The following is a 22,754-nucleotide window of genomic DNA, read 5'->3' as shown; positions in this document are numbered from 1 at the left end:
CTAAACTTTTTTTATACCGAGGTATCTTCCTGAAAAATGGAGAAAAAAAAACATATTCTTTTTATTTCCTCCTGGTATCCAAACAGACAAAATCCAACGCACGGAATTTTCAATCGTTATTTTGCTGAGGCAGCGGCACTCTACAATGAAGTGAGCGTGGTACATGTGTGTTCTGACGAAAATTTGAAGTCGGAGTTTGAATGTATCGAATCATTAGAGGGAAGCATTCTTACACTTACAGTTTATTATAAAAAAGTGGAATCGCTGATCCCTTTTTTTTCGAAGGTCAAAAAAAAGAAAAGAGTTCTCGAAGCTTTTGATTATGGTTATCAGGAGCTAACAAAGCGAAGGGTTAAACCTGACCTGATTCAATTAAACGTGATTATGCCCATGGGTATTGGCGCGTATCACCTTTCTAAAAAACATGCTATTCCTTATGTGATTAATGAGAACTGGTCTGGCTATACGGAAGAAGATGGGAACTATAAAGGAATTTTGCAGCAATTTTATACGCGTAAGATCGTTAAAGATGCCGAGGCACTACTACCTACAAGTACTTATTTAAAGGAGGCCATGCTGATGCATCAACTGCATGGAAATTATCAGGTAGTGCCTAACGTGGTGAATGTACATGCCTTTACGCCGGTTAAGAAAGAAAAAACTGTTATCACAAAACTCATTCATATTTCTTCGTTAAACGACAGAGAGAAAAATGTGAGTGGTATAATTAGAGCTTTTGCAAACGCTTTTAAACAGAATCCAAACCTTGCACTTAATGTTGTAGGTGAAGGGGTTGACAAAGAAAAATACCAGCAACTTGTGAAAGAGCTTCAGCTTCAGGAACAAATAAAATTTAAAGGGCGGCTGGTGAGCAAACTACTGGTAGAAGAAATTAATGCCAGCGATGCCTTAATCATGTTCAGTAATTATGAAACATTTTGCCTGGTTATAATTGAAGCTTTCGCATGCGCAAAACCAGTAATAACAAGCGATGCGGGTGCTATTAAAACATATATGAAACCCGAGCTCGGAATTATGGTAAAGAAAAAAGATGAGGCTGCTTTGGCAAACGCCATTTTAAAGTTTGCACAAACTTCAGAAACATACGACGCCAGTTTTATCAGGAATTTTGCTGTGGAGAATTACAGCTACGAAAAAGTGGGCGAAAGATTAAATGAAATTTATAATCAGGCAATAAAAAAATAAATACACTCGGCTTTTTTGTAAGCCGAAATAACAAACACGACATCAAAAATTGTTAAAGAACCTCATATCCTCCTTTTTTGCAAAAAGTACTGTAGCTTTTACTCTATTGGGTATTCTGCTGGTACAAACACAACAGCTAGGCAGCGAAGAAGTAGGACAGGTAAGTAAGTTGATCCTGAATCTGGCAATTATCCAGACAATCAGTGAAATTTATACAGGTTCTGCACTCGTTTATTTTATTCCGAAACATGCTATTTCAAAGATCTATTCCTATGGTGTTCTATGGACAATTGCCTGCATATTCGGCATCAATTCTGTTTTCTATACCCTGCAAAAACTCTATCCTCAATTTGACTTAGGAGTAAAAGATTTGTGGTTACATGTCTTAATCTTATCGTTTCTTGTTACTATGCAGGCCTTTCACACAGTTGTTCTGCTGGCCAAAGAAAAGATTAAAATATATAATTTTCTTATCTTCTTTCAGCCTCTTCTTTTATTGGCAGTATTGTGCGTAGCGGTATTTATTTTGCAAATTAAAAATGTAAACGCCTACCTGATAGCTGCTTATGTTTCGTGGACAGTTTCTTTTCTGATCTCAACTTTTTTTATTCTTAAAATGGTAACTAAAGATGAAGGTAAAAGTCCGGTGAAAATAAAAGATGTTTTACGAAATGGTTTTGTAAATCAATTGGGAAATCTGGCGCATACATTAAGCAACCGTTATAATTATTACATGATTGGTACCACCATGCTGGTAGGGATCTACTCCAGCGCCACATCTTTAATTGAGTCTGTCTGGATTTTAAGTGGAAGTATATCGCCTATCATCTTAACGCATATTGCCAATCAAAAAGATGTAAGCAACAACAGCAGGGTTACTTTCTTATTGTCAAAGATTTGTTTTTTACTGAGCCTGCTATGTGTTTTGGTGGTTGTTGTGCTGCCTGAAGATTTTTTTACATTTCTTCTTGGGAAAGATTTTTCCGGCACAAAAACAATTATGCTCTACTTGTCGCCTGGAGTTTTATGCTTGAGTTTTTCAAGCATTATCAGTCATTATTTTTCGGGACTTGGAAAGCAACGCATTTTACTTTTGGCAAATAGTTCAGGTTTGGCCATTACACTTTGTACCAGCTATTATTTTATTTCCCGTTTCGGACTGGTTGGTGCTTGTTATGCGGCTTCTCTGTCATACATCGCGCAGGCCATAGTGCTTACCCTTGTATTTATGAAAAACAATAATTACACCTTTCTTCAACTTTTTGCGTTCAGAAAAGATTTGGAATTATTACGCAGGTAAAGATTATTGGCTAAGGCTGTTGTCTTCTACAAACTTTGTCAGTTCTACAAACTGCGCTACTGAAAGTTGTTCAGGACGCTTGTCTAAAAGTGGAAAACGGATCTCGTTATTATTGAATAAAGAACGTATTGAATTCCGAATGGTTTTTCTTCGCTGATTAAAAGCAGTTTTTACAACCTTTTTAAAAAGGACTTCATCACAATCGAGACTCTGAACCGTATTTCGCGTTAAACGGATGACTGCGCTTTTTACTTTTGGTGGCGGTGTAAACGCATTCTCCTGAACGGTGAAGAGGTATTCAATATCATAATAAGCTTGCAATAACACACTTAAAATACCGTATACTTTAGAGCCAGGTTTTTCAGCGAGACGCATGGCAACTTCTTTCTGAAACATGCCAACACAATAATCTACCTGGTTTTTGTGATCCAGAACTTTAAACATGATCTGGCTGGAAATGTTATAAGGGAAATTTCCTATGACATTAAATTTCGGGCCTGCTAATTTTTCAAGATCGGTTTCTAAAAAGTCCGAGATCAATACTTTATCTTTTTGCGCAGGATATTTTTCTTTTAAGAAGGCAACGGATTCAGTATCCACATCCAAAGCAAAAAACTTTTCAATGTCTGCAATCATATGCTGAGTCAGTACACCTGTTCCCGGACCAACTTCAATAATCGGAGTTGTTTTATCTTTTTCCAATAAGGCATCAACAATATTTTTTGCAATGTTTTCATCATTCAAAAAATGTTGACCTAAATGTTTTTTTGCTCTTACTGGTTGTTGCATGTAGTTATTTTTAATTAGCAGGCATCTTTCCACCAAGTGCCATCAGGTAAGCTTTTATAAATTCATCCAGTTCTCCATCGAGCACGCCTTCCGCATCGGTTATTTTTAATTCAGTGCGATGGTCATTTACCATCTTATAAGGATGCAGAACATAACTGCGAATTTGCGAACCCCATTCAATTTTCATCTTCCCTTCTTCTACAGCATTCTTGGCTTCATTACGTTTACGCATTTCGAGCTCATAAAGCTGAGATCTTAACATTTGCATAGCCATGGCCCGATTTCCTAACTGAGAGCGTTCTACCTGGCAAACTACAACAATGCCGGTTGGCTTATGCGTTAGTTGAACTTTACTTTCTACTTTATTTACGTTTTGTCCGCCGGCACCGCCACTTCGCGAAGTAGAAATTTCAATGTCTGCTGGTTTAATTTCAATTTCAATAGTATCGTCCACTACCGGATAAACATACACCGAAGCAAAACTCGTATGCCGTTTGGCGTTAGAGTCAAATGGACTAATACGCACCAATCGGTGAACACCATTTTCTCCTTTTAAAAAGCCATAGGCAAATTCTCCTTCAATTTCAAGGGATACAGATTTAATTCCGGCAACGTCGCCACCGTTATAATCCAGCTCTTTTACTTTGAAGCCTTTTTTATCTGCCCACATCATGTACATACGCATGAGCATACTCGCCCAGTCGCAGCTCTCTGTACCGCCGGCGCCCGCGTTAATTTGTAAAATGCAATTCAGGCTGTCTTCTTCACCACGAAGCATGTTTTTAAATTCGATTTCTTCCAGCTTTTTAAAAGCTGAATTGTACTCGAGTTCTGTTTCCTGTTCAGTGGCATCGCCGCTTTTAAAGAATTCGTAAAGGGTATTGAGATCATCTACCTGGCGCGAAAGGTCGTCATAGGAGGATGTCCAGCTTTTTACCTGCTTTACTTCGTTTAAAATTTTTTCGGCTTTTTTGGAGTCTGTCCAAAAATTTGGATCAAGGGTTTTTTCTTCTAATAACTCAAGATCGTGTTTCTTCCTATCGTAGTCAAAGAAACCCCCTCAACGCGATACTGCGATCATTCAAGTCTTTTAATTGGTCATTTGTAAACATGCAACAAAGATAAAATTTTTTTATGATTTGGCGCTTTTCACAGGCCAAAAAAATACATAGCCTAAAATCATTACAAAACCAAAACTAACCAGACCCATAAAGAACGCAATGTACAGATGCATGAGAATTCCAATAATTAAAAGTGGTTTTTTTATTTTCGAGATCCAGATAAATACAGGAAATAAAAGCTGGTAAAAAAGTACAACATAATTAACGAAAATAAGTGCGGGGTTTAAAGCTCTGAAATTGTCAGGTGACGAGAATAGTGAGAAGCGTTGAATCTGCGAAATGGTGGCAATAGCTTGTCCGGAAACCCACTGGGGATCTTCGAATTTTGCCAGTGCAGAGTATAGGTAGAGCAGACAAATTTGGCCGGCGATGGCTAATAAACCCATATTATGCAAACATATTTTTAGTTCGTTTCTACTGGTTTTTTCCTCAGAAAACGTAGCCGACAAAAAGCAATTAAAAAAAAGCAATTGATTTAGCAAATTACTACCTCCCGTAAGCGTGGGATAAATGCGGTTGTGAATATTAATCATCAAAAACCAGAGTAGTACATTAACCGGTAGGGCAAAACGGACGGTGAAAAGATTCAGAAGCGATAGGCACAAAACCGCAAGGAGAAAACAAAATCCAAAGCTGGTATATTCTGAATCATAAAGAATGAAAGCTAAATGTTTGAAATAACCGATAGGCCCTGAACTGACAGTCACAATGCTGTTTGCTCCAAACAAAACATCAAAGTAAGCCAGGTAATAAAGACTTTCAATTATAAGAAATAAATAAAGTAAGCGCTTAAACCAAACAGTTTGAGTTTTTAAATGGTATTCTGAAAAAAAATACGCGCTTAGTTTTTTCACTGAACAAAATCCTGAACTTAAATGTAAGATTTATTTTAATGCTCAGGGATTTCTAATAAGTGTAACGTGACCCAAATGCGTTTCGCTTTTTTGAGTCGCAACATTTTTTAAAGTTATTTTCCAGGCGTAAATTCCCTGTGGACTCTCAAGGCCTTTATAAGAGCCGTTCCAGCCTTCCTCGGGGTTTGTTGTTTTAAAAATTCTTTGTCCCCAGCGATTAAAGATTTCAAAATCATAATTTAAAGCGCCAATGGTAACGGGCATAAAAATATCGTTGCGTCCGTTATCATCCGGGGTAAACGAATTTGGAATCCAAAACCTGAACTCGGGTAAGATTTTCACGAGATCACTGATGCTATCACTGCATCCAAATTGATTGGTGACCAATTGCGTTACCCTGTAATCTCCAAAGTCAGAATAACTATGCAAGTTTTGAATAGCGGTTGAAGTTTGTCCATCTCCGAAATAAAAAATAAGATTTACAACATCAGCACTCGCTAAACTTTTTACAGTAATCTCAGGCTCAAAAATACTGGTCTCTTTGGGGCTTAGACTGAAAGCGGCAACAGGACTGGGATTCACGACTATTGGCGACAATACAACCATCGAGGTGTCCTTGCAGATCTGCTTAGATTCCGCAATAAGAGTGGCCGCATAAGTGCCCGCGGGTGTAAATATTTTTAAAGGTTCAAATTCCGTAGAACTTGTGCCATCGCTGAATTTCCATAAATACGTGACGGGAATATCACTGAGGGTTCCGTTACTAAAGCCTACGGAGGCCGGTTCGCAAAGCCCGGGTTGAACGGTATTGATTTTAGCTTTTGGACTTCGTATTACCCTTACGCTATCTGTAAACGAATCGCGGCAAGCAAATTGCTTCGCCCGCATTTTTACAAAATAAACGCCCGGTTGGTTAAAATGAATGCCGACGGGATCCTTTAAGTTAGAAGTTACCGGAGTGGCAGAGCTTGTAAAGTTCCAATCAAAAGTGGTCTGGGGAAGATAGTCGCCTTGAGTAGTAAAGGTAAACGCGTTGCCTTTAAAACATTGTCGGTCGGGCTGTTTAAATTTAATTTTTAAGGGCGGGTAAACATAGACTTGTTTTCTCAAAGTATCCGTGCATGGTCTGCCGGGGTTGGTAACAAGGGATATTGTATAAATACCTGTGTCAGGATATAGATAATTAGGACTCACTAAATTGGAAGTATCAGAATTGGTTCCGGATACACCGAAGTCCCAATGATAAACCGGGCTCGTAGAATTATTTAAACTCTGATTCTTAAAATAAATGGTTTGCCCCTGGCATTGCTGTGTTTGATCGGCCACGGCACTTAACACCGTAACAGTGCATGGAATAACGGTAAATTGAAAATCTCGGAAGTGCGTATTCAGCAGGACATTGTTACGGTATTCCTGAACGCAAACGCCAACAACATATTGTCCGGTAAGTGTTGGTGTGCCTGTTAACTCTCCTGTAGTTGGATTAATTGCAAAAACCGGGTTACTAGCTATCGGATAACCGCCACTAAAGGGAGCTACAAACATAACAGTACTGTAGGGTGGAGCAGAAGCTACTGTTGGACAAGATGCCGGGGGCGAAGGACACACGCTGCTGGAAAAAGGCACTGAACTATTTAGGGATGCACAACAACCATCAAGTCCCGCATAAGGCGCGCACAATGAATAAACCAATTGATCGCCATCCGGATCAGTGGCCGAATGATCAAATCTCAAAGCTACATTGTCACAAATATAAATGGGTGGAAATTTCGTGTAGCGGGGTGAGCTGTTTGCAGTCACTTCTTCTGGTCCTGGAATTTTTGTAAAATAGGTGGCGCCTTGTGTTGCGGGTAATAAGAGATTTGAAATAATGGCATTTCTACAGCAGCGCTGATAGACCAATGTATAGCCTCCTGATCTTGGCGGTAGGGTTAGCGTGGCTGTGTAGATCCCTTCTTCAATACAAATATCATTTGGCGCATAAACGCAGGCATTATTAAAGGCCGAAGGGACAGAGGAAATTAAAGGGGAACCCATTTCGTAAAGGGTGTCCACGTTACCTGCAGCATTATAACTCGTGAGGTATGCCGGAGGAGTGTTGGATAAACCATCAAAAGGACTTGCATTTAGGGCGGCGCAATCACGGTAAATTTTCAATATAATTTCGTATTTCCCATTTCCAAGATCATTGTAAATTATTTCGCCGCCAACGATGTGAAAGGATAAACCAGGCAGACTTAGCAGAAGAAAAAGGACTATGCAGAGTAATTTTTTCACAATAGAAATTCACTTTTAAATTACAAAAAAAATGCCTGGCCTGGCGCAACTTTCTTATTTGGATTATTTTACCTTTTAAATGGCGCTTAAGTCTTGGTTTTTGGGCGATAATTTGTATATTTTTGTATATGATGTTTAAGAGAGTTTTAATACTGGCTTTTTGCTTTTCTTTGAAGAGTGTGTTCGCACAACTTACTGTTGCACGTGATACAATTACTGTTATTGAAAATGGCTATGTTTTAAAAATGCCATGGGCTAATGGAATAAATTTCTCAAACGTTTCCAACATGGATCTCAATGGAGACAATAAAAAAGACCTCGTTGTTTTTGATCGCCTTAATCTCTACGGTGTGGGCCGTTTCAGATGCTTCATTAATATTGGTTCTGTAGGCGAAACAAAATATAAAGAAGATTGGTATCAAAGTTATATGTTTCCGCAGGTAACCAACTGGGCGGTTTTTAAGGATTATAATTGTGATGGTAAAGAAGATCTTTTTTGCTCGGTAAATTCAGGCATAGCTGTGTACAAAAATGTGAGTAACGGATCGAGCCTTGCTTTTACACTGGTAAGTCCGCTTCTGCTTTCAGATTATAATGCAGGGGGAGCTCCGGCGGTCACCAACCTATATGCAAGTACCCAGGGGGTACCTGGAATCGTTGATATTGATGGTGACGGAGATATTGACGTGCTTACTTTTTCGCCCCAGGGAATTTTTATTCAATACCACAAAAATGTTTCTAAAGAAAAAGGATATGGTTGCGATAGTTTGGTTTTTGATTACACAGACAATTGCTGGGGAAGAATAAATGAAAGTAATTGTGAAGTAACTATGAATGTTTGTGAAACCAATAAACCTTCGGAAGATTCAAATGCTCCTAAAACTTATCATGCCGGCTCATGTCTCACTTGTATTGATAGCGATGGTGACCTTGACTGGGATTTACTTATGGGTGATATTGCCTGTAACGATATTCAGTATGTTCATAATACCGGATCTACACTCACAGCCTCTTTTACTGATACAACCAAACTTTATCCAAACTATCCGAACAAAGGAAATACAACACATGTTAAAATGAATAATTTTCCTTGTGCGTACAACGTGGATGTAGACGGTGATAATAAAAAAGATTTGATAGTAACTCCCAATGCTTACGGCAGCGAAAACTACAGAAGTATGTGGTTATACAAAAACGCGAGTAGCACAAGCACTGTAAATTTCCAGTTTGATAAATATAATTTTTTGCAGGATGAAATGATCGAAGTGGGACAGAATGCTTTTCCTGTTTTGTTCGATTATAACGCTGACGGATTGAAGGATTTACTCATTGGAAATTATGGCTATTACATAAATACTACAAATAGGTCGCGTTTAACATTATATAAAAATATAGGAACAACAAGCCAACCAAGTTATTCATTGGTTACTCGCGACTATGCAAGCCTTAGCACACGCACGTTGGTAAGCACCCTGCCAATCAACAATGCAGTGCCTACGGTGGGTGACATTGATCAGGATGGTGACAACGATATTTTATTGGGAACATCCAGCGGACAAATTCACTGGCTGGAAAATACGGCGGGTGCAAATGCGCTTTGTAATTTTTCAGTGTTTCACGAAAATCCTTTTACTATAACAACACCCTTTGCAGCGGCAGCCCCACAACTATTCGATCTTGATAATGACTCTAAATTAGACATCCTGGTTGGTATGCAAAATGGAAAGATTGCCTGGTACAGGAACATTGGCACTTCATCTGCACCTTCATTTACTTTAGTAACAGCTGCGTTGGGAGGTGTTGATGTTAAAGGAGATCCGAATATTTTTGGTTATGATGGATATGCGGTGCCATTTTTCTACAGGGAAACCGGAAGCTCTACAGTTAATTTACTAGTTGGATCTTTTAGTGGAAGTATCTTTCAATATGCTGTTCCTTCGGTACTAACTAGTTCTTTTACAAAAATAACTTCGTCTGTGAATGGGTTAAATGAGGGGAGTCAATCTACCGTTTGGTATGAGGATGTTAATGGTGATAACAAACGCGATCTCATTGTCGGAAATGCAGGAGGAGGATTAAATTTCTTTTCGTCTAATTCGATGTACGTTGGTTTAAATGACTATAACTCCGATCAGGCTTCTACAATAGTTTTATTCCCAAATCCTTCCAGCGACATAATTACAGTTGAAATAAATTCGGTGGACTTCCAGAAAGCAACCGTCTCTGTTTATGATTTAATCGGAAAACAAGTTCTTCAATCTAACTTAAATGCTAATTCGGAAAACCTGGATATATCTGGTTTAAACAAAGGAGTATACTTCGTGAATCTCACAATAACAACCAACAAAAAAAGCTTCACGGTTACAAAAAAGATTATTAAAGACTAATTTTTGAAAAACAAATTCGCTGCTATACTGGTTTTTTCTTTGTTCCTTCTTTGCTCCTGCACTAAAGACATTGGAAAGGATATTGAAAAATTGAACCGGAGTAATTACCCAACCAACATTGCAAAGATCATGGTAGGCACCTGCGCGGTTTCTGGTTGTCACAATACAAGCAGTTATCAGGCCGCAGCCGGACTTAATCTGGAAACCTGGTCAACCATGTTTAAAGGTTCTGGTAGTGGCTCACCTGTCATTCCGTTTAGTAGTAAATTTTCTTCACTGTGTTATTTCATTAACACCTATCCCGAACTTGGCATTAGAAACACTCCACTGATGCCACTGAACGGAGATCCTCTTTCATTTGAGAAAGTAACAGAGATAAAGAACTGGATCGACAAAGGTGCTCCAGACATAAATGGAACTATTATGTGGTCTGAGGCAAACCGAAAAAAATTTTACGCTGTCAATCAGGGCTGTGATGTGGTTACCGTTTTTGACGCCGAAACACAATTACCCATGCGTTTTATCAATGTTGGAAATAAGCCTAATGAAGATACGCCTCACCAAGTGCGGGTTTCGCCCGACGGTAAGTATTGGTATGTTATTTTTGTAAATAATAATATCATGCAGAAGTTTCGGTGCAGCGACGACAGTTATGTAGGTGACATTCCCTTAACTCCCGCCGCAGCAGGAACCGGACCCGAGGATGTACAAGAATGGAATACCTTTATCATTTCGAAAAATGGAAAACGCGCTTATTGCACTTCTTTAAATGCGAATGGTCGCATTACTGCGGTAGATCTAGAGAATAGAAAACTCCTGGCGTTTTCAGGCCTGCTGGCAAATCCCCACGGCATTGCGCTGAATCCTGCAGAGGATAAGGTGTATGTTGGTGCTCAATACAGCAATTATATCACTGTACTGGATACTTCATTCTCGGATGCGGGCACCATTTTTCTTGAAAATACAAGCATTCCCAATAATCTCAGTATCTGGCCCCACGATCTTTTGCTGAGTGCTGATGAAAGTAATTTGTTAATCACCTGCCAGCAATCAAACGATGTGAGAGTTTTGGATCTCAGTACAAATCAGGTGGTGAAAATTATACCAACGGGCCAACAACCGCAGGAGATCATCTATTCAAGCGTCATGCATCAGTATTATGTAAGTTGTACAGAAGATTATACGACACTTCCAGGAGCAACTGGAATTCTGACGCGCATAGATGCAAACAGTTACAACACTACAAATATAAAGTGTGGTTACCAACCTCATGGCATTGCAGTAGATGAAACAAAAAAACTTCTGTATGTGTTGTCACGCAATGTTTCCGTTAATGGCCCTTTGCCTCATCATACCAGTGAGTGTACAGGAAGAAACGGATTTGTGAACTTTGTAGATTTAACCTCATTTAAAGTTTTATCAAAAAAATACGAATTGAGTTCTGATCCTTATTTTATTTTTGCACGCCCCTAAATTATGACGAAAGAAATACAAGAAGCACTGAGCAAACAACCCATTTTATTATTTGATGGGGAATGCGGCTTTTGTAATAAGACTATTCAGTTCTTTTTACGCAATGAAAATAAAAATAAGAGGATGCATTTTGCACCTTTAGAATCTGAAATTGGAAAAGCACTGCGGAAGTATTTTGAAATTGATGAGAAGATCGATAGTGTCATATTAGTCAAAGATCATTCTGCCTACATTAAGTCCTGCGCGGCGTTGCGCCTGGCTCCGTTTATGCGCGCTCCCTGGTCTTTTGCCATTGTTTTTGTAATCATACCACCTTTCCTCCGAAACTGGGTCTACGATTTTATCGCGCGCCGAAGAAAGAAGATTTTTGGCAGAGTGGAGAGTTGTGCTTTATTAGCTAATGAAGACAGGGAGAGATTTCTGGCCCTTTAGACTCAGATCAGTGTTTTGAAGCAAAGGCAATACTCGCTAAAGAAACTCTTATACCACTCACATGTCGCAAAGCTTCCCAGCAGGCTTCAATAGTAGCCCCTGTGGTCACTACATCGTCTACTAAAAGCACATGCTTGTTAGCTAATTTTGCATCAGTATGTAATTTAAAAATGCCTTCTACATTTTCCCAACGTTGAAATTTTTTCTTCTTAGTTTGTGTTGCGGTATCCACAACTCTTTCCAAGGAAACTATATCTACTTTTTTTTCCAGGCTTTGTGAGAGACCTTTTGCAAACCATTCACTCTGGTTAAAGCCCCTGTGTTTTAATTTGTTTTTATGCAGAGGAACAGGGAGTATAACTTCCACGTTTTGGAACGAACTCTCATTTACCAGATCTTTTCCGTAAAGTTTGCCAAGATATTCGCTAAGTTCTTTTTGTTCTTCGTATTTAATGGCATGCAATAATTTTTGAATCTTACCGCTTTTCTCATATAAATAGTAGCAGGCGGCATTAACCAGAGGAACACGGCCACTGAACGTTTGAATCAACTCAGAGTCGCTATGTAAATGGTAATTACTTTTAGGAAGATTTAACTTACAATGGTTACACAAGTAGATTTCATGAGCAAACAGGCTGTTAGCACAAGCTTCGCATTGGCGAGGGTAAATTAATGACATGAAATCGTTAATAAGTGCCATACTTCTCACACTAAAATAGCATTTTTGTATGTTATTTTTGTAAAATGACGGAAGAAAAAGAAAAATCACGGAAACGAGGCGGTGTTATTATTTTATGGTCTCTTATTATTCTTTTGCTCGCAAGCAATGGAATAACCATTTGGCTATGGAAAACCTCGAAAAACGAGATTATCAGAGAAAAAATTGTGACAGAGCAGGTTATTGTAGAACGCGATAACGTTAAAGCGGATCTTATCGTTTTACAGAAGGATTTTGACGGCCTGAAGGTAACGGATGCCGGTATGCAGAAAGAAATCGACGAGAAGCGCACGCGTATTGAAGAACTCATCAAGCAGGCAGATAAACATAAAGGGGATGCATACATCATTAAACAACTAAGAAAGGAAACGGAGACTTTGCGTGGTATCATGCAAGGGTATGTTAGAACCATAGACTCATTAAATACTCTGAATGTAGCGCTGGTAAAAGAAAAGAAAGTAGTTCTAAAACAACTTGATTTCGAAAAAGAGAAACAAACAACCCTTATTAAAGAAAAAGACGAACTTAAAACAACCATAGCAAAGGGAAGCGTGCTCACCTGTTTTAATATTACTGCAAAGCCAGTGTCTTATAAACGCGGAGGCAAAAAAGAAAGCGAAACAAATAAGGCCAGCAAAACTGAAAAAATAAAAGTAGGTTTCACCTTAGGTGAAAATAAGATTGCTAAAACCGGGGAGAAAACCGTCTATATTCGAATTATGACACCGGATGGAAAAGAAATGGCAAAAAACTACGACGATAATTATAAGTTCACCTTCAACAAAAGTAACGGTTACTTTGCCGGTAAAGAAACCTTGAACTATGCCAATGTTGAAATAAGCGGTGTTACGTACTGCGAAGGGCAAGGGGAATATGTTCCCGGCAAGTACATGGTGGAGGTTACCTGCGACGGTGTGGTGATTGGAAGCACAAGTTTTAAACTGGATTAAAAATGTTTTCGCCGGACGCATTTTCAACTAGTATTCGGTTAGAAGATGACGCGGTTTTGCTTAGACCTCTTGAATTTACAGACTACGACAACCTTCTGGAGTTTTCATTAAACGAACCTGAAATCTGGTACTATTCACTTGTGCAAGCAGGTGGAAAGGATAATCTGAAACATTATATCGCACTTGCTCTGGAAGCTAAGAGCGCAAAACGCGAGTATCCGTTTATTGTTTTCGATAAACGTCAGCAAAAATTTGCCGGTAGTACACGGTTCTACGATATTCAAATGACAAACAAGTCGCTGCAACTTGGATTTACCTGGTATGGAAAAAATTTTCGCGGCACCGGGTTAAATAAACATTGCAAGTTTTTAATGTTGGATTTTGCTTTCAACACTTTGCAAATCGAGCGTGTTGAGTTTAGAGCGGATAACAATAATGCCACAAGTATTGCGGCCATGAAAAGTTTAGGGTGCACTGTAGAGGGTATTCTGCGTAGCTCTGGACCAGATGGAAGGGGAGGAAGGCGAGACAGTATTGTTTTGAGCATTCTTAAATCAGAATGGGAAAATGATCTGAGAGAGAAACTCCGGAATAAACTGGTCTGAAACCTTTAATTTATTTCTTAATGAAAATTCTTGAAACGGAGCGTCTTTACTTAAGGGAAATGGATTCGGATGATGCTAAATCTGCCTATGATCTGAATTCTGATCCGGAAGTAATTTGCTATACAGGCGACATCCCTTTTGCGTCGGTAAAGGAAGCTCATGACTTTCTGGAAGCATACACGCATTATAAAATATATGGCTTTGGTCGTTGGGCAGTTATAGAAAAAACCACGAACAATTTTTTAGGTTGGTGTGGTTTAAAATTTACGCCCGATCTTAAAGAGTATGATATCGGGTTCCGTTTTTTTAAAAAATATTGGAACAAAGGTTTCGCTACAGAAGCTGCGAAAGCTTGTATAGAATTAGGATTCGGGAAATTTGAAATGCAAATCATCGTAGGCCGGGCAATGCCCGAAAATAAAGCTTCCATTAAGGTTCTGACGAAATTGGGACTCGTATTTTTAGAAGAGAGAATTACGGAGGGCAAAAAAGAAATAATTTATCAAATCGTCAATCCGGCTTCTCAATTGTAGCGGGTTCCGATCACTAAAATATCGTCTACCTGCTCATGCTGACCGCGCCATTCTTCAATAGAATTATTTAAAAGCGTCCGTTGTTCCTGCATGCTTAAATCCTGCGAATTTAAAAGCAGTTGTTTTAGGTTACTGGATTTGAACTTTTTACCTGCCGGCCCGCCAAACTGATCAGAATAACCATCTGAGAAAATATAAATAGTATCGCCTTTTTGAAGCGTTATTTCGTGGTTGGTAAATTTATTATTCTCTCCTGATTTTGAATTTCCAATCGGAAACTTATTAGCTTTTATTTCGATGAGTTCTTTGTTACGCACTATCCATAATGGATTGTAAGCTCCTGCATATTCTAAAACTCCTTTTTTCTTATCAAAGGCACAGATGGCAATATCCATACCGTCGCGTACAGTATTATCTTCAAGGTCAGTTTGTCTTAATGTATCACTGATACTCTTATTTAATTCGTCCAGAATTCTGGCAGGCTGAGTGATTTTTTGTTCGCCAACTACCCGATCTAATAAATTATGCCCAACGATCGACATAAATGCTCCCGGAACACCATGTCCTGTGCAGTCTACAGCAGCAAAGATAACGGTGTCTTTTTTGTCTTCCATCCAGTAAAAATCTCCACTCACAATGTCCTTTGGTTTAAAAAGAACAAAGGTGTTAGGTAAATGTTTTTTTACGAAGTCATCTGGGGGTAAAATAGCATCCTGAATGCGTTTGGCGTAGCGGATACTGGCTGTAATATCTTTGTTGATTTCATCTAATTCTTTGTTTTTTTCTACAACCTCTGCGGTGCGCTCATTAACTTTGTCTTCCAGAATTTTTTTCTCATCACGAAGTTTACGTTCCCTGATTTTAATGTATCCGAACAAACCGCTCACCACGCCCGTAAGCACAATCAAATAAAACCACCATGTTTTCCAGTAGGGTGGACTGATCACTATATCGAAACTCATGGGTTCACTACAAAAGCCCGCGCTGTTGCATGACGAAAGTTTTAAAACGTATTTGTTGTGGGGAAGATTTCCATACTCTAGAGTTGTTTCCTGTACGGTTTTCCAGTCGGCGTCATAACCTTCCAGTTTTACTTTATAACGTACACCCTCAGGATTTGAAAGATCAATACCGACAAATTCAAGGTCTAAAGTGTTTTCTTCGTAAGATAGATTAACGGGGCTATTAAGCGGACGCTCTTTTTGATTTACCCTGAAAGACAAAACTTTTGTGAGTGGCGTATTTGTCACGAAAGCATCCAGCTTCCGAGTATATTTAAACGCACCATTTACTGTTCCAAACCACAAATTATTTTCATTGTCTGTGTAGCAAGCTCTCGCTTTGGTTTCTACGCCTGTAAAACCATCACCTTTTGAGAAAAAAGAAAAGCCAGCTTTGTCAGGGTTATATTTGTTTAAACCTTTGTTGGTACCTAACCAAACATTTTTATTTTTATCAGTGGTTATTAGCGTAACGAAATCAGAAATAAGACCGTCTTTTACTTTGTAATTTATAAAAGTTTTTCCATTGAAAACAAAAGCACCACCACCTTCTGTGCCAATCCAGATCTGGTGTTTGGCGTCTTCCGCTATAGAAGAAATACTCGTATTATTTAAGCCGTTCTCGCGATTGTATTTTTTAAAAGTCTTGCCATCATAAAATGAAATTCCTTTTTGTTTTGTTCCAATCCAAACATTGCCTTTGCTGTCTTCAAAAATAGTTGATATGTCATTATCGCTTAAGCCATCAATGGTACGTAAAGTTTTAATTGCCCCTGAGCTTAAATCATAAACTACAATGCCCTCGTAAGTTCCGATCCACAGCCTGTTTTTTGAGTCTATTAAAAGCGAACTTACCAAATTATTTACGATGTCATTGAGCGCAGGAATCTGCATGAAGTGTTTTGACGCAGCATCATAACGAATAACTTTTCCACCCCACATGCCGATCCATAAGTTTCCGTAATGGTCAGTTACGATAGAGCGTACGTTATTATTTGGCAATCCTTCAGAAATTGTAATATTTGTGTACGCTTTTTCAGGTGTTGCTTTGGGATTATAAATGGTTAATCCTTCATTGGTACCAAACCACATGTTGCCAGAATTATCTTTGCTGATAGCCCAAACCTGGTTGTCTCTTAATCCATTTCTTTTTGAAAAGGAGACAAACTTCTCACCTGAAAAAACTTCAAGGCCTTCACCGGAAGTTCCAAACACCATGTTTCCTTCTTTATCTTCAAAAATGTTTTTTATTTTATTGGTCGCTAATCCGTTAGTGGTGTTAAATCCGGTAACCCTGCCGTTAGCTTTGGTGTAACGGTAAACGCCATGGTTTGCAACAGTGGCCCACACATTACCTTTTTTATCTTCGAGGATGGTATAAATGTAATTAGGTCCGCCACCTATTAATGGATTTGCAGTGGCTTCCTGACTTATAAGAGTTTCAAATGTCTTGGTATGGATGTCGTAACGGGAAACGCTTCCAGCAGTTGTTCCCATTAAAAAATTATTGTTATGATCAAGCGCTAATGCAGAGATCTGTCCCACGGGCATATTTTCGGGACGGAAGAAATCAAATTGACGGGTGCTCCTGTCCATGATTTTAATTCCAATGTCGGTCAAAAACCAGAGGTTGCCTTCTTTATCCTGCGAAGTAGAAAAAACATACTGGCTTAAACCCTGGCGACCAGAGTAGACTTTAATTTGCAATTTTTCTTTAACGTCACGCGAGGGATCCAGAATTTTAATAACGCCCGCCGAAAAGGTCGAAATCCAAAGGCTTCCGGTCTTGTCCTGGAAAAACCCGAAAATCTTTTTGTCTTTCGGCAGAAGCTTGGATTTTATTTCTGAAAATGTTTTACCGTCGTATTTTGTTAAGCTTCCGTTTTCGTGACCTAACCAAATGTGATTATTCTTATCCAGGAAAATGGCACTTACATTATTATCTGCGAGTCCATCTTCAGTGGTATAATTGATGAAATTTTTTCCATCGAAACGCGATACACCGCCATCGGTGGCTAACCAATAAAAACCTGAACTATCCTGAACAACGCCTGAAACATTAGATTGCGCCAACCCATCCTTTACACCGTAATTGGTGAAATGATAGGTTTGCGCCGTAACTAAAAAGGGAAATACTAATAAAAAGGATTGTATAAATCTCTTGATAAACATATATTATTATACAACCGACAGAGATTATTTTTTAATGAAGAAGTAAGTACCACCTTCATCTTCAAGATCTTTAATTTTACCAAATTTAGGAGCCTGGTTACCCGCCTGAGATACTGAAACAGTTACTTTCTTAACGATTTTTTCAATAGGCAAACAAGGATCAACATTGTTGTTCAAACAGTTAACAAATGTTTTGGTAAATTGTGAATTGTCAGAAGCAAGTTCATAACCAGCAGATGTAAACACCTGCGACGATTTTGCTTTAGTAAGCTCAAAATTATCACAGCGTTTTTCCTCATCACCACCACGCATAGCCATTAAAAAAGTAGCACCCGACTCACATGCGTCTGTAATAACCAGAGTATGAACCAACTTGCCAGCATACGATTGCATTGCAGCTTTCAGGTTGTTGATACCAAAGTAACTGAACTCATCATCCGTTTTTCCGTCTGAAGGCACCCAGTAACCCGTTGGACTTACATATTTACCGTGACCAGCATACCAGATCAATAAAGAGTTAATATTATTGTTCTTTACATAATCTCTTAACTCAATCGAGAAGAATTTTTCCATCTCTGTTTTAGTCATATTTTGTTTAAGAACAGTTTTAGTTATTTTGTAATTAGCTAAAGCAGTTCTCATGGCAGTAACGTCTTTTGCAGGACCTTCTAAGCTTGGAAAACTTGTGTATTTACTGTTTTCAATGAACACCACCCAGGTATTACCCATTGGATTATCGATGCCGGCTGTTGCGGCGCTGCGGTTTAATGCATATACCTGGACATTTTCGTTGCCATAAATATCTCGCACAGTAATAGAGATTTTCGACTTATCAGCAATTTTTACTTGCGTAGAGAATTCAGGATTTAAGTTGGTTGGATTAAACGAAGCACTTGTTCCGTCAACACTGATAGATTCAATAAGACTGGCATCTTTAATTTTCCCCTGTAAATAAATTTCCTGATTATTGTTCTCAATAAAGATTTCATTTTCGAAAGTAGCTATTGGGGTTTCTATCGCGATGATAGGTTTGTCACTTTCTGTTTTTTCAATCTTGTATTGTGTGATTTGCGTATTGTTATAAATATCAGTAGCGCTCACAGTAATCTCATTTAATTTCATAAGTTCATTAATATTCAATGTAAAGGAAGGATTCATAGAATCCTGAGAAAACACAGCTGTTCCTGAGTTTACATTGATGTTTTTAATTAAACTTGCATCTTTTACGTGCCCTTTAATCACAATTTCATTTTTGTCTGAAGAAATTTTGAGAACGTTTTTGTCTGATTTAATGGAGGTTAATTCAATCTCAGGCTTTGCGCTTTCTTTGTTTAATTCGAAAATTTTAATTTTAGCTTGCTTAACGATGTTGTCAATCTTAGCGTCGCCTGTTGCAAGGGTTGCCACTTTGTTGTAATCAGACAAAGCAGATTTGAAATTCTGAATTTGCTCACTAGCATACGCGCGGTTCAGATAAGCGTAAATGTCTTTGTCATCCAAACGAATTACCTGAGAATAATCGTTGATGGCATTATGGTGCTGGCCAAGTATTGTATAAAAAGAAGCTCTTTTCATATAAGCATTGGTAGACGGTTTAGTAAGGATGACTTTGGTAATTTCGTTAATTGCGTTTTGGTAATCTTTCTTTGCAGCATTCACTAAACTCTTCGCGTAAAACACCTCAGAGCTGTTAGGATCTTTTGTTAAAGCTTCATCGCAAACTTTCATTGCCTCTTCGTTTTTACCTAATTCTATTTGGGTGAGAGCTAAAGCAACGTATGCAGGCATAAATTTAGCATCGGCTTGTTTTGATGCCTTGTAATATTTTTCAGCTTCAATATTGTTCTTTAAACTGTCATGCATTACGGCATAATTGTAAAGGGTTTGTGCTGTTTTTTTATCATCCATAGCCATTTCAGCTACTTTTAAACCATAAGTGTAATCTTTAAGTTTGAACAATACATCGGTTTCAACCGTTAATGCTTCAGTGTAACCTTTATCGCGCTCAATAGCTTTGCGCAACATTTCATCTGCCTCGGTATTCTTGTTAAGATCGGCTAATAAACGCCCGGCATTGTAGTAATATTCTTTTTCCTTAGGATTAAAAACCATCGCTTTTTTATAATCTTCGACAGCTTCTAGCTTGAAATTAATTTTTTCATAGCATAAGGCTCTGGCTATATAGGCTTTCTCAAATTTAGGGTCCATTTCAAGCGCTTTAGAATAGTTCTCTATGGCACCTTCATAATTTTTTGCTTTCTCAAATTTTTCTGCAGCGTCACAGTATTTTTTTGGGGACTGTGATAAAACAACTGTCGGAATTGAAGACAGCATTCCTACAACTAACAAATTTCTTAATATTGACATGGTAATGGATTTAGATTGACAGAACGAAGATACTATTTTTTTTGAATCAGGTAAGGGCATTCCCGGGTATTTTAGATTCCTTCACAATATGTTAAAATTTAGCACCCCGCTAAATGGTTTTAGGCCAAATTGCATGCAAAAATCTGTCCTCAAACTGCTGATTTTTGAAATAAAACTGCGCGTAAAAGATGCTTGCTAAAATAACACCCGGTATTGTGGAATGACAAAAAAACGGAGTTGGTAATCCGTATTTATCCTCTTATTTGTGATATCGTAAGTTTGCTGGAAGACATTTTCATTCCTTGTTACATTTTGAATGTCTATTGTAAATTCGTGAGTTACTTTTTTTGCATTGTAACGGTAACCGGGCTTAACATCCATTCTAAAATAGGCAGGATATTGAAATTGATAGGCTTTGGAAACATCACGAACCTCGGAGTTTGCCGCTATACTGGCTTGCAGGTCAATGGGAGAATAGCGTTTTCCGCCTGCGTATGTCGCTCTCAGATCGAAACTTAAAATGTGTTTTTGCCCGATCTTAAATTCTTTTCCTCCCAACAGATTTAAAACATAATTTCCGTTGAAAGCTGTGTTTCTTAAAACGCCATCGCTGCCCCTGTATTTGCTTTCAAAAAAACTGGAGGTAAATAAGAAATAATAGCCTTTACTGTAAAATTTTTCAAGGGTTATTTCCAAACCATAATTGTAGCCTGTGCCTTTACTAACAAGGTTGGAAACATTAGGACTATTAAAATCAGCACCTAAATTCAGGACCGAAAAATAATCGGGATAATTTTTTACCGGAGCGTTATAAATATACTGGTAATAGATCTCTGTCTTTAAACGAAAATTGGTAGAGAAGTTGTTGTCGTACGCCAACACTGCATGGGCTGCTCGGGTAAAATCGAGATTTTTATTAGTCTCCACGCGATTTTGTGCCGAGGTATCGGTGGCAAAATAAATATAAATCGGTTGTAGCTGGCTATGTAATCCTCCACCCAGGCTTAAAGCTTGCTTTTTTGTAAGAGCATATTTTAAACCTAAGCGTGGTTCTACGGCATTTGAATTATTCAGAAGAAAAAATTGGTTACTGAGACCCACATTAACAGAAAGATTATCATTGAATTTGTGTTGCCACTGAACAAAACCTCGTAGCAAAGCCGTATTGCCCTTGTAATTACGAAGCGTAATAAATGTGTTGTTTCCAAAAAAGTAATCTGTACTATCAACAAAAACCGTTTTGTAAAACTCACTGTAAAAACCAATATTTATAAAATTTCGGGAATTGAATTTCTTGTTGTAAGTGGTATTTAATGAATAGCGAACATTCTGTGTGGTTTGCCTGTACTCAGGTTTGAGGTTATCAGGCGTTTTAAATGAGGTGTCAATTCTGTCGGCTATAATTTTATTTACACTTCCACTTATGCCCATGTTTGTTTTGAGGTAGGCATTTTTTTTAAAAAGAATGGTATGCGTAATGCCACTCGCTCCTACGTTTGACCGAAAGTAAGTGTCACGCGCACTATAGCCGTAGAGATCCTGACCGGCTTTTTTGTCTCTTTCCCGCAAAGCCACATAACTCAATCCTCCAATGCCCCAGAAAGAAAATTTGCCTGCTTTTTTGGTGTTAAAGTCTGTTTTAAAAGTGGCGTCCTGGTACTGTGGAACAGCAGCGCCGGCGCCAAAATCAATGTTCAAAGCTTTAAATACCGCTAAAGTAGAGTAGCGGTAATTTACCATAAATGTAGAGTTCTTTTTTTTCGTAAAAGGTCCTTCAGCGCCAAGCTCAAAGCCATTAAAGCCAAGTTGTGCAATGTATTCATGCTTTTCATTGTTTCCCTGGCGCATCTTCAAATCGAATACACCAGAAGTAGCATTGCCGTAATCTGCAGCAAAAGCGCCTGTCATGAAATCGGAATTATCGAGGGTATTATTATTTAAAATGCTTATTGGCCCTCCTGTAGAGCCCGCGTTGCCAAAGTGATTCGGATTGGGAATATCGAGCCCGTTAAGTCTCCATAAAATACCAAGTGGGGAGTTTCCACGAATAATAATATCGTTTCGTGAATCATTAGCGCCACTTACTCCTGCAAAATTTGCAGCCATACGAGCGGGATCGTTACGGCTTCCGGCATACCGCGCGGCTTCTTCTGCACTAAAAACGCGCGCACTCACCGTACTCATTTTGTTATTGGTTTGTGTTTTATCTTCTTCCGCCAGAATAACTACCTCTTCGCCCTGAATGACACTTTCTTCCAACTCAACAGTGGTAACAGACTCTTTCCCTGAATTTAAAACTACGGTGATGAATCGTTCTTTGTAACTTATCGCATAAATTTTTAATTGCCAGCGGCCAATGGGAACATTCTCAATTTTAAATTCACCTTTTTCATTCGTGGAAGTTCCCAAGAGGGGTTCTGAATTTAAAAGTTGAATTACTGCGCCCGGTAAAGGCGTTTGACTTTGCTTGTCAATAACGCTACCGCGAATGGTTTGAGTAATGGTTTGAGAAAAAGATGAAAAATGAAACCCGATCAAAAATAAAAGGAAATAGTTTTTCATGTACATG

General features: G+C 38.5%; 15 protein-coding genes and 1 pseudogene. 8 read left to right on the top strand and 8 right to left on the bottom strand.

Annotated elements, in window-relative coordinates; all coding sequences use genetic code 11:
• The first annotated feature begins 36 nt into the window (after window positions 1-36).
• The gene (locus CNR22_08300; protein PBQ31769.1) at window positions 37-1,206 is read left to right on the top strand and encodes a hypothetical protein; all 1,170 of its coding nucleotides are present in this window, start codon (window positions 37-39) and stop codon (window positions 1,204-1,206) included.
• A gap of 49 nt (window positions 1,207-1,255) precedes the next feature.
• Window positions 1,256-2,506 carry a hypothetical protein gene (locus CNR22_08295; protein ID PBQ31768.1) on the top strand — a complete coding sequence of 417 codons (1,251 nt, stop codon included), beginning with the start codon at window positions 1,256-1,258 and terminating at the stop codon, window positions 2,504-2,506.
• Window positions 2,507-2,509: 3 nt separating this feature from the next.
• On the opposite strand, the gene CNR22_08290 is transcribed toward CNR22_08295, so the two are convergent.
• The 4 genes and pseudogenes from CNR22_08290 to CNR22_08275 form a co-directional block, all read right to left on the bottom strand.
• Window positions 2,510-3,295 (bottom strand): 16S rRNA (adenine(1518)-N(6)/adenine(1519)-N(6))-dimethyltransferase, encoded by a 786-nt coding sequence (locus CNR22_08290; GenBank protein ID PBQ34855.1) that lies wholly within the window; start codon window positions 3,293-3,295, stop codon window positions 2,510-2,512.
• Window positions 3,296-3,305: 10 nt separating this feature from the next.
• Window positions 3,306-4,407 (bottom strand): annotated as a pseudogene (locus tag CNR22_08285) (peptide chain release factor 2).
• Between the two features lie 20 nt (window positions 4,408-4,427).
• Entirely contained in the window at window positions 4,428-5,270 is an 843-nt protein-coding gene (locus CNR22_08280; protein PBQ31767.1) for a hypothetical protein, read from the bottom strand.
• 42 nt (window positions 5,271-5,312) lie between these two features.
• Window positions 5,313-7,547 (bottom strand): hypothetical protein, encoded by a 2,235-nt coding sequence (locus CNR22_08275; GenBank protein PBQ31766.1) that lies wholly within the window; start codon window positions 7,545-7,547, stop codon window positions 5,313-5,315.
• A gap of 128 nt (window positions 7,548-7,675) precedes the next feature.
• On the opposite strand from CNR22_08275, the gene CNR22_08270 reads away from it, so the two are divergent.
• Genes CNR22_08270 through CNR22_08260 form a run of 3 tightly spaced genes read left to right on the top strand, consistent with a single transcriptional unit; the run spans window position 7,676 to window position 11,839 of the window.
• The gene (locus tag CNR22_08270; GenBank protein PBQ31765.1) at window positions 7,676-9,934 is read left to right on the top strand and encodes a hypothetical protein; all 2,259 of its coding nucleotides are present in this window, start codon (window positions 7,676-7,678) and stop codon (window positions 9,932-9,934) included.
• Between the two features lie 3 nt (window positions 9,935-9,937).
• Window positions 9,938-11,407, top strand: a complete 1,470-nt coding sequence (locus CNR22_08265; protein PBQ31764.1) for a hypothetical protein — start codon at window positions 9,938-9,940, stop codon at window positions 11,405-11,407.
• 3 nt (window positions 11,408-11,410) lie between these two features.
• Window positions 11,411-11,839, top strand: a complete 429-nt coding sequence (locus CNR22_08260) for a thiol-disulfide oxidoreductase (protein PBQ31763.1) — start codon at window positions 11,411-11,413, stop codon at window positions 11,837-11,839.
• Window positions 11,840-11,846: 7 nt separating this feature from the next.
• Here CNR22_08260 and CNR22_08255 read toward each other — a convergent pair whose 3' ends face one another.
• Complete coding sequence (locus CNR22_08255; GenBank protein PBQ31762.1) at window positions 11,847-12,539, bottom strand: amidophosphoribosyltransferase; 693 nt, start codon at window positions 12,537-12,539, stop codon at window positions 11,847-11,849.
• 44 nt (window positions 12,540-12,583) lie between these two features.
• On the opposite strand from CNR22_08255, the gene CNR22_08250 reads away from it, so the two are divergent.
• From CNR22_08250 to CNR22_08240, 3 genes are read left to right on the top strand one after another with little or no spacing between them, the layout of a single operon-like run.
• A complete protein-coding gene (locus CNR22_08250; protein PBQ31761.1) occupies window positions 12,584-13,507 on the top strand; it encodes a hypothetical protein in 924 nt (307 codons plus the stop codon).
• Between the two features lie 2 nt (window positions 13,508-13,509).
• The gene (locus CNR22_08245; GenBank protein PBQ31760.1) at window positions 13,510-14,112 is read left to right on the top strand and encodes a GNAT family N-acetyltransferase; all 603 of its coding nucleotides are present in this window, start codon (window positions 13,510-13,512) and stop codon (window positions 14,110-14,112) included.
• Between the two features lie 20 nt (window positions 14,113-14,132).
• Window positions 14,133-14,645 carry a GNAT family N-acetyltransferase gene (locus CNR22_08240; protein PBQ31759.1) on the top strand — a complete coding sequence of 171 codons (513 nt, stop codon included), beginning with the start codon at window positions 14,133-14,135 and terminating at the stop codon, window positions 14,643-14,645.
• Here the strand turns inward: CNR22_08240 and CNR22_08235 are convergent.
• The 3 genes from CNR22_08235 to CNR22_08225 form a co-directional block, all read right to left on the bottom strand.
• Complete coding sequence (locus tag CNR22_08235) at window positions 14,636-17,818, bottom strand: hypothetical protein (protein ID PBQ31758.1); 3,183 nt, start codon at window positions 17,816-17,818, stop codon at window positions 14,636-14,638. The two genes, CNR22_08240 and CNR22_08235, sit on opposite strands and share 10 nt — an antisense overlap.
• Window positions 17,819-17,842: 24 nt before the next feature.
• Window positions 17,843-20,245, bottom strand: a complete 2,403-nt coding sequence (locus tag CNR22_08230; protein PBQ31757.1) for a hypothetical protein — start codon at window positions 20,243-20,245, stop codon at window positions 17,843-17,845.
• Between the two features lie 135 nt (window positions 20,246-20,380).
• Entirely contained in the window at window positions 20,381-22,753 is a 2,373-nt protein-coding gene (locus tag CNR22_08225; protein PBQ31756.1) for a TonB-dependent receptor, read from the bottom strand.
• Window position 22,754: the final 1 nt, after the last annotated feature.

The organism is Sphingobacteriaceae bacterium (assembly GCA_002319075.1).
Lineage (GTDB): Bacteria > Bacteroidota > Bacteroidia > B-17B0 > Aurantibacillaceae > Aurantibacillus.
Note: the sequence above shows the minus strand (reverse complement) of the source record. Positions and strands in the feature narration are given on the sequence as shown.

What these genes read in the sequence shown, in the direction of transcription:
- CNR22_08300 (PBQ31769.1), top strand. Translation starts at nt 37, where the DNA reads ATGGAGAAAAAAAAACATATTCTTTTTATTTCCTCCTGGTATCCAAAC.
- CNR22_08290 (PBQ34855.1), bottom strand. Translation starts at nt 3,295, where the DNA reads ATGCAACAACCAGTAAGAGCAAAAAAACATTTAGGTCAACATTTTTTG.
- CNR22_08270 (PBQ31765.1), top strand. Translation starts at nt 7,676, where the DNA reads ATGATGTTTAAGAGAGTTTTAATACTGGCTTTTTGCTTTTCTTTGAAG.
- CNR22_08260 (PBQ31763.1), top strand. Translation starts at nt 11,411, where the DNA reads ATGACGAAAGAAATACAAGAAGCACTGAGCAAACAACCCATTTTATTA.
- CNR22_08255 (PBQ31762.1), bottom strand. Translation starts at nt 12,539, where the DNA reads ATGGCACTTATTAACGATTTCATGTCATTAATTTACCCTCGCCAATGC.
- CNR22_08250 (PBQ31761.1), top strand. Translation starts at nt 12,584, where the DNA reads ATGACGGAAGAAAAAGAAAAATCACGGAAACGAGGCGGTGTTATTATT.
- CNR22_08245 (PBQ31760.1), top strand. Translation starts at nt 13,510, where the DNA reads ATGTTTTCGCCGGACGCATTTTCAACTAGTATTCGGTTAGAAGATGAC.
- CNR22_08240 (PBQ31759.1), top strand. Translation starts at nt 14,133, where the DNA reads ATGAAAATTCTTGAAACGGAGCGTCTTTACTTAAGGGAAATGGATTCG.
- CNR22_08235 (PBQ31758.1), bottom strand. Translation starts at nt 17,818, where the DNA reads ATGTTTATCAAGAGATTTATACAATCCTTTTTATTAGTATTTCCCTTT.
- CNR22_08230 (PBQ31757.1), bottom strand. Translation starts at nt 20,245, where the DNA reads ATGCCCTTACCTGATTCAAAAAAAATAGTATCTTCGTTCTGTCAATCT.
- CNR22_08225 (PBQ31756.1), bottom strand. Translation starts at nt 22,753, where the DNA reads ATGTACATGAAAAACTATTTCCTTTTATTTTTGATCGGGTTTCATTTT.